Genomic DNA, 12772 nt, shown 5'->3' with positions numbered 1-12772 from the left:
GTCCACGGCATGAATTTCTCTATATTGGCAGAATTTAGCTGGGCTGTGCGGTCTGGGGGGAGGCTGCCCTCTAGGCTGCACAGTCAAACTGTGTCTTGATAACTTAAGAGAAGGTTATCTGTGTTCTAAGGTGGAGTTTCAAGGCGAGGCACTGCTTCACTGGAAGGGCGCTGATGAGTTGCCTGTTCAGAATTCTCAAAGCCTGTGTTCTTTTAGCTTGTGTTCCTTCAAAACCTATAGTAGGTTTGCGTGATTCTTCCTGAGCTTCTGGCCGTTTTATCCATCTCTGCCGCAACAGGTTTACGCTTGGCCCTGCCGCTGCTGATGATTGGGCTGATGTCGGGAGATATGCTTTGGGCCAATGTGCCCCTGCTCTCTCAGGTGCCGCCAGCGTGGGTGCTGGGTTTGCTAGTGAGCTGGTCTTTGGTGGAGCTAGTTTTGTCTAAAGATCCTGTGGGCCAGCGCCTGGTGCAAACCACTGAGCTGGTTCTCAGCCCGTTTGTCGGGGCCATCGCGGGGATTGCCGTTGCCCGCACGGTGTTTCTAGAAGGATGGCTGTTTTTTTTGATGGGTCTGATCAGTGCGCTCCTGGCGCTGGTGATCCAGCTAATGCAGATCGGCTGGTTCTACCGACCTCGGCGACCGCCCCTCTGGGCTTTTTTTGTGCTAGACGCTCTGTGCGTGTTCCTGGCAATTTTGGCGTTTGACTCGCCCCAGCAGGGGGGGATCATTGCCCTGCTGCTGCTCTGGCTGGTAATTCGCACCTCAAATATTTGGCAGCACTGGAGAGCGGCTAAGCCGATGCCAGAGCCAGATACCCAAAGCGGTAGTCAACATTTACCGCCCGATTAGCGAGTGCTCGATTGACCGATAGCTATAGCAAACCCACCAAATGCAGCGGCCCTCGGCCACTCATTAGCTCTAGCAGCAGCGCTAGAAACCCTAACATTGCTAGCCGACCATTCCAGACTTCAGCAAAGGGCGTCATGCCCCAGGCAGAGCGATCTTGCGGATAAATTCTGACCTGTTTGTCGGGCTGCACGACGTCGGAGAACAGCGTGCGGGGCGAATTAAGCGCTTCTAAAACCATGTCAGCCATGTCGGCTACAAAGCCAGGGTGAGTGTTAAGCGCGGGCACCCGTTTGAAGGTTTCGATACCGGCCTCTTCAGCAATTTCCCGGTACTCGATATCAATTTCTTGAAGGGTTTCAATGTGCTCAGAGACAAAGCTAATGGGAACAACGACGAGCTGTTTAACGCTCTGTTCGGCTAGTGTTGCGATCGCATCTTCCGTATAGGGCTGTAGCCACTCCACTGGGCCAACCCGGCTTTGGTAAGCCAGAGTGTGAGCGTTAGGACGGTTAAGCGCCTTCATGATCAAGGTAGTGCAGTTTTCGATCTCTCTCTGGTAGGGATCGCCTGCCTCCTTGACATAGCTCACCGGCACCCCGTGGGCGCTGAAAAAGATATGGCCCTGATTGGGCTCAGGCAGCTGGTCTAGCTCCTGGGCAATCAAATCAGCCATTGCCTGAACGTAGCCAGGACGGTCATACCAGGAGGGGATAACGGTGTAGTTGATTCGCTGTAGCGAGGGATCTTCTAGCCAGAGCCGCTCCATCAAGCGGAAGCTAGAACCACTGGTGCTAATCGAAAACTGAGGATAGAGCGGCAGCACGACTAATTCTTCAACGTTGTCGCGCTTGATGCGGGCAATCGCTTCTTCCGTAAACGGGTACCAGTAGCGCATGCCGATATAGACTTCGGCCTCTTGACCTTTGCTTTTAAGGCTTTCCTTCAAAGCTTCGGCCTGCTGCTCGGTAATCTGGCGCAGCGGCGAGCCGCCGCCAATCTGCTGATAGTTTTCCTGAGACTTCTTAGCCCGACTACTGGAAATTAGCCACGCCAAGGGACGTTGCAGCCAGGGGAGCGGCAGACGAATGATCTCTGGGTCCGAAAACAGGTTGAACAGAAATGGGCGAACGTCTTCCAGCTGTTCCGGTCCACCAAGATTCAGCAATAAAACCCCAACACGGCCCATGACACGCTACATTCCCTACGTCTCTAACTCTTGATTCTTATATCGTAACAATTTTCAATCGGCACACGGCCGTTGAGGGGCTATCGTTTGAACTTCAGCTTAAACTTCAGCTCAGTTCCTAGAAGCTAAGGACAATTTAAAGTATTTCACAGGTTTGTAGCAAACTCCCCCTGATTCCTGTCTGGTTAGATTTAATAATGCCGTTTTGGCCCTATGAGCCAGCCCCACCCGCTCGATCCGCAAATCTGTCAGATTAATGCTCGCCTCAAAGCAGCCCGACTAGGTCTGCAAATTGAGCGTCGAGGCGAAACTTTAAACCTGCGAGGAACCCTGCCCCCCCGGCCCCAAAGTCCCCGGCTTAAGCCGTATCAACAGCGCATACCGCTAAGTCTGCCTGCCACCAAAGTTGGACTTAAGCAGATTGAGCAGGAGGCCAAAGTCGTTGCAGCTCGGCTGATTGAGCGAACTTTCAACTGGCAGGAATATCTGCCCTTAGCCCAAGGCAAACCCCTAGTGGGAGTTGGTTTAGAGGAAAAAATTGCAGCCTTTAAGCAATATTTCTTAACCTTTGATCAGCACCGAGAAACGCTGCCCGCTTCCCAAATCACTACTTGGGAAAAAGCCTATGTTCCCTATCTCAAAAAGCTGGTAGAGGTAACTCAACAACATTCTCGTCTGAGCTTGACAGAGGCTATCTACATGACGGTGCAGTCAACGCGGCCCCACTCTCGCAGCCGTCAGATCTGCTGTACTGCGCTGGCTGCTTTTGCAGACTTTTGCGGCCTCCAGCTGCCGACGGATCTCAAACAATTTTGGGGAGCCTACGGCAACAGCCACACTCAGCGGCGGCAGCTCCCAACGGATGAAGAGATCGTCGCCTGGTACAGCCGCATTCCCAATCCAGCCTGGCGGTTTGTTTACGGCATTATGGCCACCTATGGGCTTCGTAACCACGAAGTCTTCTTTTGTGACTACAGCCGCCTGCAAAGCGAAGAGGCAGAGGCGGTTGTGTCGGTGCTGGAGACCACCAAGACTGGGCTGCACGATGTCTGGCCCTTTTATCCTGAGTGGGTAGAGCGCTTTCATCTCAGGTTTGTTAATTTGCCTGAGCTGCAGATCGACCTCAATCAAACCACCCTGCAGCGGATTGGGCAGCAGGTTTCTACCCAGTTTCGCCGTTACCAGATTCCCTTTTCACCTTACGATTTGCGCCATGCCTGGGCCGTTCGCACCATTCATTTTGGCTTGCCCGACACCGTCTCAGCGCGCATGATGGGCCACTCGGTTGCCATTCACAATCGTACCTATCATCGCTGGATTACGCTGCGAGATCAGCAGCAGGCAGTTACCGCAGCCCTAGCTCAAACGCAGCGATCGGCCCCCCTATAGATAGCGAAGGCAGGAACAGTCTGTCTGCAAGGAAAGTCAGTCTATCAATCCTTAAGCCAGCTACGGTTATAACCAACAGGGGGCCGTTTCCCCTTAAGCTAGTAGGAAAAAAGTTAGACACCTTAAGTTAGACACCCGAAGAAATAGATTTATGAGCCGCCCCCGTCGGACTGCGATCGCACGACTTATCGCCTCCTCCCTCACCTTGATCTCCCTGCCCGTGTCTGGGCTTAGCGCGGGAGCCCAGGTAGCCACGCCCCAGGCTAGCCCTGCTAACACTTCCCAAGAAGTGGCTCAACGGCCTCAGCCAATTCTGCCCCGACCCTTTGATGCCACTGTCGAATGTGAAATTCTCATTGTCGGGGGCGGGCTAGCGGGTACGGCTGCCGCTTATGAGAGCCTGCTGTCGGGGCGCACCGTCTGCATGACCGAGTTGACCGACTGGGTCGGTGGCCAAATTTCGTCCCAAGGCACCACAGCGCTGGATGAGTCGCGCAAGCAGCGACAGCTCTTGTTTTACTCCAAAGGGTATCTAGAGCTGCGCAATCGTGTTGAGCAGCTCTACGGCAAGCTCAATCCCGGCGAGTGCTGGGTGAGCGCCTCCTGCTTCATGCCCTACGATGCCAACGAAATCTTGACGAACATGCTGCAGCAGGCCGAGCGCCGAGGCGGCGGCGAACTGAAATGGTTCCCCTCCACGGTGGTCAAAGACCTCACTCTCAGCCCAGATGGCCGCCTGATTGAGAGCGTCATTGCCATTCAGCACAGCCCGGCTCCTGGCACCCCGCCGCTCAATACAGAACCCCTGTCCGCCATCATCGAAGATGCCTACCGCTACGAAGATTCAGCGCGGTTTACTAAGCAGGTTTTTCAATTTGTGCCCCCGGCCCCTGCTGCTGGAGCCGCTGCTAGACGGGCGGCAGACTGGTACGTGCTAGAGGCAACCGAAACCGGAGAACTGGTGGCCCTGGCTGACGTGCCCTACGAATTGGGGCTCGATCCCCGTTCGCCGCTCAACCCCTCCTCCCCTGTTACTGAGCGCGACCCCTACTGCACTCAGGGCTTCACCTACACCTTCGCGATGGAAAACACTGAGGACCCCCAGCCTCAGCAGATGCCCGCCTTTTACCCGACCTACGAGCCCTACTACAGCTACGAAAACCCCCGGCAAAACTTCACACCTGCCGACTACTTTGACTTTGTTTTCACCTACCGCAGGCTTTGGAGCCCCAATCCCCCTGAGCAGCGCAACGTTTTGGGATCTCCTCGAACCAGCCCTGGCGACATCTCCATGCAGAACTGGACCTGGGGCAACGATTACCGCCCCGGCACCGCTGTTGACAACCTGATTCTCACCCATGACCAGCTAGAGGCAACCAATCAGCTAGAACCTGGTGGCTGGATGGGCGGTCTGCGCACTGAAACCCTGCGGCGGGGCGAAGAAAACGCCATCGGCTACTACTACTGGCTAGTGGCTGGAACCACTGACTCTCGTCTGGATGACAGCGTCAAAGAGCCCTTCCCTAATAACCGCTACCTGCAGGGCTTTGATGCTCCTATGGGCACGGCTCACGGGCTGTCTAAGTACCCCTACATTCGAGAAGGTCGTCGCATCATCGGGCGGCCCGCCTATGGCTATGAAAGCGGCTTTATGATCAGCGAGGCCGACTTCTCCTGGAACGACTTCACTCAAGAGGAATATGCGCAGGCCCTTGGCCCGGTCGGCTACCTGTCTTTACGCCGCTATCTGTCAGGTCTATCGGCTACTCAGGTCTTTGAGCAGCAGACACCTGCCGAGCAGATTCCCATTCGCACTCGCTCCCGTATCTACCCTGATTCGGTCGGCATTGCTCAATACGCCATTGACTTTCACCCCTGCATGGCTGATGCTCCGCCGGAGCAACCCGGTAACATCGAGCGACCGGGCGTGCGGGCTGCCCACGGGCAGGCCTATCCCGCCCAAATTCCTCTAAGGGCCATGATCCCTCAAAAAATCGATAATATGCTGGTGTCTAGTAAGAGCATTGCTGCCAGCTACAGCGCTGCAGCGGCCTATCGAGTACACTCTTTTGAGTGGTCTGTGGGGGCAGCTGCCGGTCACACCGTCAACTTTGTGCTCAATCAGGACGTCTATCCGTACGAACTGGTAGATAATTTGCCTGCCCCTGAACCTCTGTTAGAGGAACTCCGGCAGGAGATTGTGGACAGCGGCAATCCAGTCATGTTCCCAGACACCTCAATTTTCAATGAGGACTGGAACGAATGGAGACCCTGGGGAGGCTAACTTCTAAACGATTGTGACCACTTTTTTATTTGATTTCGACGGTACGATTGCAGATACTTTGGGGGCCATCGTCGAAATTAGTAATCGGCTGGCCCCCGAATTTGGCATAGAGCCTGTAACGACAGAAGAGATAAAGCGGCTTAGGGATTTGAGCGCTGAGCAGCTTCTGCGTCAGACTCATGTTCCTTTGCTCAAGCTGGTGCGGTTGCTGCGACGGGTACGGCGTGATTTGCAGGCCGAAATTCCCCATCTCACCCTTAATCCGGGCATGGCCGAAGCGCTGTTGAAGCTTAAGAGTGAGGGACATTGCTTAGGTATTGTCACCTCTAATTCTGCTGAGAATGTTCATCTGTTTCTTGAAGTTCACAGCCTCCAGCCCTGCTTCCAATTTGTGGAGACGGGGGCCAGCGTTTTTGGCAAAAACCGGGTGCTGCGGCAGCTGCTGCGGCGACAACGGCTTAAGCCAGCAGAGGTGCTCTATGTGGGAGATGAGACCCGAGATGTAGATGCTTCTCATCGGGTTGGAATTCGGGTTATTGCGGTGACCTGGGGCTTCAATAGTCGAGTAGCGCTGGAGCGGCACCGACCTGATTTCTTAATTGATGTGCCTCAAACGCTCATTGAAATTGCCAGTACGGTATAGTCTTCCTGAGCCTACTGCGAATGAGCAATCGATTAAGGATGGGGCATGGGAGCTGATTTACCGGGAAAGGCAAAAGTCCTGGTTGTGCTCAACGGTAAAGGCGGCGTGGGCAAGACCACGACCGCCATCAATCTATCTGCAGTTTTTGCACAGACTCGGCCTGTTTTGCTGGTAGATGCTGACCCTCAGGCTTCGGCGAGTTGGTGGATTGAGCGCAGTTCTGTAGCGCTGGAGTTTGAGTCTGTGCAAGAGACAAACCCCAAACTTTTGAGCAGACTCAAAGCTGTGGAGAACTACTCGCTGGTTGTGGTAGACACTCCGCCCGCCCTAGACTCTAAGAGCCTAGCTGCGGTTATTCCGATTGCTGACTACGTGTTGTTGCCCACTCCTCCGGCTCCGATGGACCTGGCAGCACTGATTACGACTGTTAAGGAAGCCGTTTTGCCCAGTGGGGTGGCCCACCGAGTGCTGCTGACTAAAGTGGATTCTCGCAGTTTAGGGGAAGCGCTGGAGGCCCAAAATACGTTATTTGAACTCAAGATCCCTGCCTGTCATGCGTTTATCCGGGCTTATAAGGCCCATGAGCGGGCCGCTTTGGAAGGTGTGCCCATCACCCAATGGCGGGGAAGAAATGCATCCGAAGCCCGGGCTGACTACTGCCGTGTTGCCGATGAAATACAGCGAGACTGGAAGACGCCATGACTAAAAAACGACTGTCTGACATGTTGAAAGAGGAAGTCCAAAAGGAGGAGGGCCAAAAGCAAGAACCTGAGCCGAAAGGGCCTGAGCCAGAAGCGGCTAAGAAAGAAGCTAAACCAGATGCCCCGCCGGAAGCGGCGGCTAAACCGGCTAAGACCCGCACAGCTCCCAGCAGACGCACCACTGGGCGGCGCAGCGCAGCGGCTAAACCGGCGGCAGAAAAGCCAGCAGCAGAAAAACCAGCAGCAGAAAAAGCAGAAAAGCCAGCAGCTGTGGAGAAACCGGCTGTGGAAAAAGCAGCTGCTCCAGAGGCCAAGCCCAGCTCAGACTCTGCTACGCCTGATTTGGGGGTAGCTGCAAAGGTGTCTGAATTAGAGCAGGCTCTGCAGCAGGCTCAGGCACGGGAGGCAACGCTGCAAAAGCAGGTTAACGGATTGCAGGAAGATTTGGGCAAGCAGCAGGAGCGGCTCTTTGAGCTAAAGGATCTGCTAGAGAAGGCTAACGCTGAAGCTGAGGCAAAAACGAGCCAGTTAACGCAGGTTACGGCAGAGTTGGAGACGGCTAAAAAAGACATTCTTAAAGTGACTGAGGCCAAGTCTCAGCCTGCTCAAACGCCTGCTTCAACTAGAAGACGTGTAGGGGCTGATATTGTCGATCGCCAGATCTATGGTCCGCGATCGCAAGCTTCTAGAGCCAAGTCTTTGCCGGAGGCGTCCTTTCAGCCAGGGCCTACTACAAACAGCATGTTGTCTAACGATGAGATTGGCTGGGTTGACTAACCTCTCCGGGTGATTTTCATCGGTTGTAGTAGCGACAGGCGAGACGAACCAAGATTCGTCTCGCCTGTCGTTTTGTCTCTATCGCTAGTTGACGTAGTCAAAGAGGGCGTCAAGATAGATCTGGTTGACGCTGCGATCGCGAGTGCCGTTCTGCATTAGAAACAGGGACAGGGCCGCACAAAAGACGCGGTGCTGGCTCCAGGCTGGGTGGGTGTCTAGGTAGTTTTGAAGGGCTTCATGGAGTTCCTCAGGAATTTCTGCAAGCAAGCTAACTCTGGGCATCATCGTGGGTGTGGTCACAGGCTATTCCTCTAAAAAGTCCCGCAAATAAACATTAGGAAGTAGCGCCCGGCTGACGTTTCGATGTCCCTCTTCCTTTCGAACATGCAGTGCGGTAAGGAGGACAGGCTCGGTCGGGGCGCTCTGTTTTGTGGGTCGCATTATTGTGCCCTAGACACGGGAACGGGTCAATCTTGCAAAGTGCAGCGAATTGCGCTTATCGAACTCATCAATATTGTTTTTCCACGTTGGAATGATTTGTGCTGTGAGCGGCTATCCCAGGGATAATAAAGACTCTGGAATCTGCCTGTCGGGCCTTGATTCTAGCTCAGGCATTGTCTGGGCATGTGACCTTTAAGGATTCAATGACTTCAAACTTGTTGCCCCTACCGACGTTGGAGAATAAGCCAAACTCGATCTGTGCGATCGCAACCACCCCTGCCGCCTTCACTGTTCTCACTCCCTTTTGCAGCGCCACCCAAACTCCTCTCTGGATACCCCCGGCTCTGGTATCGAGCCTCGCTCCGTCTTTAGGGCTAACGGTGAAGGTCTACGAGGGAACGCTGCGACAGGCCCTTGAGCAGCTTTGGCCGCAGCACCAGGCCTTAGTATTTAGCCTAGCGACTGGAGCTGTGGTGCGGCTGATTGCCCCGCTGCTGGGCAGTAAAGCCACCGATCCTGCTGTTGTAGTGGTAGACGAGGCAGGCCAGTTTGCAATCAGTCTGTGCGGCGGTCATCAGGGCGGCGCAGATCAGCTAGCCCGGACTGTGGCCCATTACCTGGAGGCGACCCCGGTGCTGACAGGCAGCGCCCACCACCGCAATTTGCCAGGAATTGATGTGCTCGGAGCGCCTTGGGGTTGGGTTAGGGGGGCGGGCAACTGGACTGGGGTTAGCGCTGCGATCGCACGCAATCAGCCGGTTCAAGTGCTGCAAGAGGCCGGATCGGCTCTGTGGCAGTCAGCTCTGCCTGCCGAGCATCCCTTTCAGTTCGGCTGGCCGGAAGAGACAAACCCGACAGAAGCCTCAGCCCGAGTCTGGATCAGCCCAATTCAGCGGCGCTTTGCTGAAGAGGGGCCACCCAAAGTGCAGTGGCATCCCCGCGTTTTATGGGTGGGCATTGGCTGCGAACGCGGCACTTCACAGGCGCTGATTGATCTGGCGATTACCCAGGTGTTTGCAGCCAATCATTTGGCGGTAGGTGCGATCGCAGGCATCGCCACCCTCGATCTAAAGGCCGACGAAGCGGGTCTAGTCGGGCTCTGCCAAGAACGGGGCTGGCCCCTGCGCTGCTTCTCCTCTGAGCAGCTCAAACTAATCTCTGTGCCCAATCCCTCCTCGGTAGTCGAAAACGCCGTAGGCACCCCTAGCGTGGCCGAGGCGGCAGCTCTTACCGCCGCTCACTCTAGTGCCGAGTCAGTTCTGGCAGAGGCTCCTCAAACCGCTAACCTGGCAGAACTGCGCGTCACGAAACAGGTGATCCGCCACGAAGATCAACCAGGGGCGGTAACTGTGGCAGTGGCCCAGGCTGATCAGGAATACACAGGCCGCACAGGCAATCTCTGGCTAGTGGGCACCGGCCCTGGCAGCCTCGACCAGATTACCCCTGCAGCCAAAGCTGCTATTAGCCAAGCCGATGCTGTGATCGGCTACGCTCTTTACGTGGATCTGATCCGCCCGTTGCTACGACCGGGGCAGATCGTCGAAGCCTTGCCAATTACCCAGGAGCGACAGCGGGCCGAACGTGCGATCGCACTGGCCCACTGGGGTCTGACGGTAGCTGTGATCTCATCAGGGGACTGCGGCATCTACGGCATGGCCGGACTGGTGCTAGAGCAGCTAAAAACCCTAAATTGGGATGGCATAAGACCGGGAGTGCAGGTGTTTCCCGGCATCTCCGCGCTTCAGTCGGCGGCAGCACGGGTGGGAGCCCCGCTTATGCACGACTTCTGTGCCATCAGCTTGAGCGATCTGCTGACTCCCTGGGACGTGATCCAGCGGCGACTAGAAGCAGCTGCCCAGGCCGATTTTGTAGTGGCTCTCTACAACCCCAAATCAAAAACCCGTACCCAGCAAATTGAAGTAGCGCAGGAGATTTTCCTGCGCTACCGTGCTCCAGAGACTTCAGTTGCCCTAGTTCAGTCCGTCTATCGGCCAGAAGAATCGGTGCAGGTGACCACGCTGGCAGAGATGTTGCAACACCCTATCGACATGCTGACAACAGTGCTCATCGGCAACCGCAGCACTTTTACTTATGCCGGGCGCGTAATCACCCCCAGAGGCTATCTAGGTCAGGTGTAGGCTCCCGCTCATCCTGACCCCTGAGCTGATAGCTTTCCTAGCCCAATCCCAGGTAGGTCCGGCTGAGATAGCGGGTTAGCCGCCGCAGCCCACCCTCTTGCTTCACGGCCCGTTCAGTGGAAACACCTAGCACTCTGCCAAACTCCTCATCCGACAGTTGCCCTGTCTGGTGCTTTTGAAAGGCGTCTACTACGGTAATTAGCTCCTCTACCGAGAAGGGATAGCCATGCTGAGCCGCAAACTCGGCTACAACCGGGGCTCGCTCTCCCTTTAGGGCTTCAGTTTCTTGGGGATCAAGAGCGGCTTCTGTGCTGATGTCGCCGTCGCCCACGCCTAGCAGTTGCTCTAGCTGCTCTCGAATTGCTGTATCGTCGGCTGTCTTCTGCATAAACTGCAGAACAGTTGTTGTTGCCATGTCTAAGACCTCAGTCTAGCTGCGTATCAAATCAAGCAAGACGTACAAATACCCGATCAACTAGTTCTTAGAGCCAGTCTTAGAACTAGTCTTATATCCGGTATAACAATGCTTTTAGCCTATAACCCTTAATAAATTCCAAAACTTCTGTAGCTATCTATCTGTGGGTTGAAGGACAATATTTCTGATCCTGTAAATAGACAGGTTAACCGATGAGCCTACCCTCTCAGTCTCAATCCCGTCCCTGGCCCCTGTGGCTGCTGGGGATCACGCTGCTGGTGCTGCTGCTAGGTGCGATCGCATATCTGCTACAGCCAGACCTAGTTACCGCCACCGTTCCCGCCGCTGGCTAGCCGGAGGTCGGTTTAAAGCGCGATTATAGATTTCCTCGTTGGCCCGCACCGACTTCTCTAGGTCCACGATGGGAGCGGGGTAGTCAACACCGATGCGAACGCCAAAACGAGTTTGTTCGACTGCCTGCAGCCGCCAAGGCGCATGTACCTGCTTAGCCGGGATCTGGGCTAGCTGGGGCAGCCAGTGTTTAACGTAAGCTCCCTGGGGATCGTAGTCCTTGGCCTGCTTAGGAATATTGAAATAGCGAAAGCCCCGAGCATCGTTGCCCACGCCCGCTGTGTAGTTCCAGTTGCCGTAGTTGCTGCAAACGTCGTGATCAATCAAGCAGGACTCGAACCACTCGGCTCCCATACGCCAGTCGATGCCCAGTTTTTTGGTCAGAAAGCTGGCTACATTTTGCCGCCCCCGGTTGGACATAAAGCCGGTTGCAGCCAGCTCCTGCATATTGGCATCGATAAAAGGAAACCCGGTTTTGCCCTGCCGCCAAAGCTCAAACCGTTCCCAATCCTGCTTCCACTCAATCGACAGGCCCCGCAGCCCAGAGGGGTAAAACACCTTATTGCCGTGCTTGGCACAGATAAAGCGAAAGTAGTCTCGCCAGAGCAGCTCAAACACCAGCCAGTAGGTCGAGTCGTTTTTAAATCGGTTGGCCTCGTAGTGCTGCACCTCTTCGTAAATCTTGCGGGGCGACAGGCAGCCCAAAGCCAGCCAGGGAGAAAATTTGGAGGAATAGTCAGCCCCTAGCAGGCCATTGCGGGTTTCCTTGTAGCGCTTCAGGCAGTCCGTGCCCCAAAGGTAGTGATGTAGACGCTTCAGGGCTGTTGTTTCGCCGCCTACAAACTGCAAAACGGCTCTTTCGTCGGGCGTGGGAGTCGCCAAACCCAGGCTCTCCAGCGTTGGCAATTCTCCAGGCGGCACTCCCTCTACTAGAGAGACTTGCTTGGGAACCGGAAACAGGGGATCAACGGCGCTGTCTTGCTCCACCCGCTTACGGAACTGGGTAAATACTTCTGGCACCTGGCTGAGGGCAAAGGGGAGATTGTCGGGGCGGTACAGCGTGGCTCCCCAGAAACTGCGAACCCTGACTCCCAACGACTCCAGCTTTGCTGTCAAAATCTCTGCAACGGCCCGCTCCTCTGCGGTTATTTCTTCATGCCAGTAGACGGCATCGATCTCTAGCTGCTGCACCAGTTCAGGAATCACCGCCTCAGGCAGGCCCTGCCGCAGAATCAGATCTCCCCCCAACGCTTGCCAGGACTGCCGCAGATCAGCCAGGCTCTCCAGCAAAAACTGAGTGCGGTGCGACCCCGTTTTGGCAAATCCAAAGGCGGTCTGTCCCCATTGACGAGGATCAAAACAGTACAGCGGTATAATTTGCCCCTCCTGCTGCAAAGCCCGATAGAGCGGTTCGTGGTCGTGAAGTCGGAGGTCGTTGCGGTACCAGATCAAAGTTCGCATGGGCAAAGAGAGGCAGCGAGGGTAAATAGTGAAGTGGGTAGCGTACAGCCCTTTAATATTCTAAAGAAATGTTAAGAATCTGAGTTGAAGACTCCACCTCAAAGCAGTCAAGAGGCCGCTGCTGCCCCGAAGCC

The 12772-nt window shown here is 55.2% G+C and carries 12 protein-coding genes; 8 read left to right on the top strand and 4 right to left on the bottom strand.

From position 1 onward, the window contains the following. Positions 1–249: 249 nt before the first annotated feature. Complete coding sequence (locus H6G13_RS03975; RefSeq protein ID WP_190481886.1) at positions 250–852, top strand: DUF4126 family protein; 603 nt, start codon at positions 250–252, stop codon at positions 850–852. A 22-nt stretch (positions 853–874) separates the two neighbouring features. Here H6G13_RS03975 and hemH read toward each other — a convergent pair whose 3' ends face one another. After that, positions 875–2038: a ferrochelatase gene (gene hemH, locus H6G13_RS03970; protein ID WP_190481885.1), complete on the bottom strand. Its 1164-nt coding sequence runs from the start codon at positions 2036–2038 to the stop codon at positions 875–877. Between the two features lie 213 nt (positions 2039–2251). Between hemH and H6G13_RS03965 the strand changes: the two genes are divergently transcribed. From H6G13_RS03965 to H6G13_RS03945, 5 genes are all read left to right on the top strand, one after another. Continuing rightward, on the top strand, positions 2252–3427 hold the full coding sequence (locus H6G13_RS03965; protein ID WP_190481884.1) for a site-specific integrase: 1176 nt from the start codon (positions 2252–2254) through the stop codon (positions 3425–3427). 151 nt (positions 3428–3578) lie between these two features. Continuing rightward, complete coding sequence (locus tag H6G13_RS03960; protein WP_190481883.1) at positions 3579–5711, top strand: FAD-dependent oxidoreductase; 2133 nt, start codon at positions 3579–3581, stop codon at positions 5709–5711. 13 nt (positions 5712–5724) lie between these two features. Beyond that, complete coding sequence (locus tag H6G13_RS03955; RefSeq protein ID WP_190481882.1) at positions 5725–6354, top strand: HAD hydrolase-like protein; 630 nt, start codon at positions 5725–5727, stop codon at positions 6352–6354. A 45-nt stretch (positions 6355–6399) separates the two neighbouring features. Further along, positions 6400–7056 carry a ParA family protein gene (locus H6G13_RS03950; RefSeq protein ID WP_190481881.1) on the top strand — a complete coding sequence of 219 codons (657 nt, stop codon included), beginning with the start codon at positions 6400–6402 and terminating at the stop codon, positions 7054–7056. After that, a complete protein-coding gene (locus H6G13_RS03945; RefSeq protein ID WP_190481880.1) occupies positions 7053–7832 on the top strand; it encodes a hypothetical protein in 780 nt (259 codons plus the stop codon). The genes H6G13_RS03950 and H6G13_RS03945 overlap by 4 nt, the downstream gene beginning before the upstream one ends. Positions 7833–7916: 84 nt before the next feature. On the opposite strand, the gene H6G13_RS03940 is transcribed toward H6G13_RS03945, so the two are convergent. Further along, positions 7917–8117 (bottom strand): DUF2811 domain-containing protein, encoded by a 201-nt coding sequence (locus H6G13_RS03940; RefSeq protein WP_190482868.1) that lies wholly within the window; start codon positions 8115–8117, stop codon positions 7917–7919. A gap of 359 nt (positions 8118–8476) precedes the next feature. Here H6G13_RS03940 and cobJ point away from each other — a divergent pair, with 359 nt between their 5' ends. Beyond that, positions 8477–10411, top strand: a complete 1935-nt coding sequence (gene cobJ, locus H6G13_RS03935) for a precorrin-3B C(17)-methyltransferase (protein WP_190481879.1) — start codon at positions 8477–8479, stop codon at positions 10409–10411. 37 nt (positions 10412–10448) lie between these two features. Here the strand turns inward: cobJ and H6G13_RS03930 are convergent, their stop codons facing one another. Beyond that, on the bottom strand, positions 10449–10826 hold the full coding sequence (locus tag H6G13_RS03930; protein WP_190481878.1) for a Nif11-like leader peptide family natural product precursor: 378 nt from the start codon (positions 10824–10826) through the stop codon (positions 10449–10451). A gap of 212 nt (positions 10827–11038) precedes the next feature. On the opposite strand from H6G13_RS03930, the gene H6G13_RS03925 reads away from it, so the two are divergent. Next, positions 11039–11179 carry a hypothetical protein gene (locus H6G13_RS03925; RefSeq protein WP_190481877.1) on the top strand — a complete coding sequence of 47 codons (141 nt, stop codon included), beginning with the start codon at positions 11039–11041 and terminating at the stop codon, positions 11177–11179. On the opposite strand, the gene H6G13_RS03920 is transcribed toward H6G13_RS03925, so the two are convergent. Continuing rightward, the gene (locus tag H6G13_RS03920) at positions 11151–12638 is read right to left on the bottom strand and encodes a DASH family cryptochrome (protein WP_190481876.1); all 1488 of its coding nucleotides are present in this window, start codon (positions 12636–12638) and stop codon (positions 11151–11153) included. The genes H6G13_RS03925 and H6G13_RS03920 overlap by 29 nt on opposite strands. Positions 12639–12772 lie beyond the last annotated feature (134 nt).

Source organism: Pseudanabaena sp. FACHB-2040, from assembly GCF_014696715.1.
Lineage (GTDB): Bacteria > Cyanobacteriota > Cyanobacteriia > Phormidesmidales > Phormidesmidaceae > JACVSF01.
Note: the sequence above shows the minus strand (reverse complement) of the source record. Positions and strands in the feature narration are given on the sequence as shown.

Bases quoted from the DNA above. Each gene is read 5' to 3' on its own strand.
- H6G13_RS03945 (WP_190481880.1), top strand. From the start codon at position 7,053: ATGACTAAAAAACGACTGTCTGACATGTTGAAAGAGGAAGTCCAAAAG.
- H6G13_RS03950 (WP_190481881.1), top strand. From the start codon at position 6,400: ATGGGAGCTGATTTACCGGGAAAGGCAAAAGTCCTGGTTGTGCTCAAC.
- H6G13_RS03920 (WP_190481876.1), bottom strand. From the start codon at position 12,638: ATGCGAACTTTGATCTGGTACCGCAACGACCTCCGACTTCACGACCAC.
- cobJ (WP_190481879.1), top strand. From the start codon at position 8,477: ATGACTTCAAACTTGTTGCCCCTACCGACGTTGGAGAATAAGCCAAAC.
- hemH (WP_190481885.1), bottom strand. From the start codon at position 2,038: ATGGGCCGTGTTGGGGTTTTATTGCTGAATCTTGGTGGACCGGAACAG.
- H6G13_RS03930 (WP_190481878.1), bottom strand. From the start codon at position 10,826: ATGGCAACAACAACTGTTCTGCAGTTTATGCAGAAGACAGCCGACGAT.
- H6G13_RS03965 (WP_190481884.1), top strand. From the start codon at position 2,252: ATGAGCCAGCCCCACCCGCTCGATCCGCAAATCTGTCAGATTAATGCT.
- H6G13_RS03960 (WP_190481883.1), top strand. From the start codon at position 3,579: ATGAGCCGCCCCCGTCGGACTGCGATCGCACGACTTATCGCCTCCTCC.
- H6G13_RS03925 (WP_190481877.1), top strand. From the start codon at position 11,039: ATGAGCCTACCCTCTCAGTCTCAATCCCGTCCCTGGCCCCTGTGGCTG.
- H6G13_RS03940 (WP_190482868.1), bottom strand. From the start codon at position 8,117: ATGATGCCCAGAGTTAGCTTGCTTGCAGAAATTCCTGAGGAACTCCAT.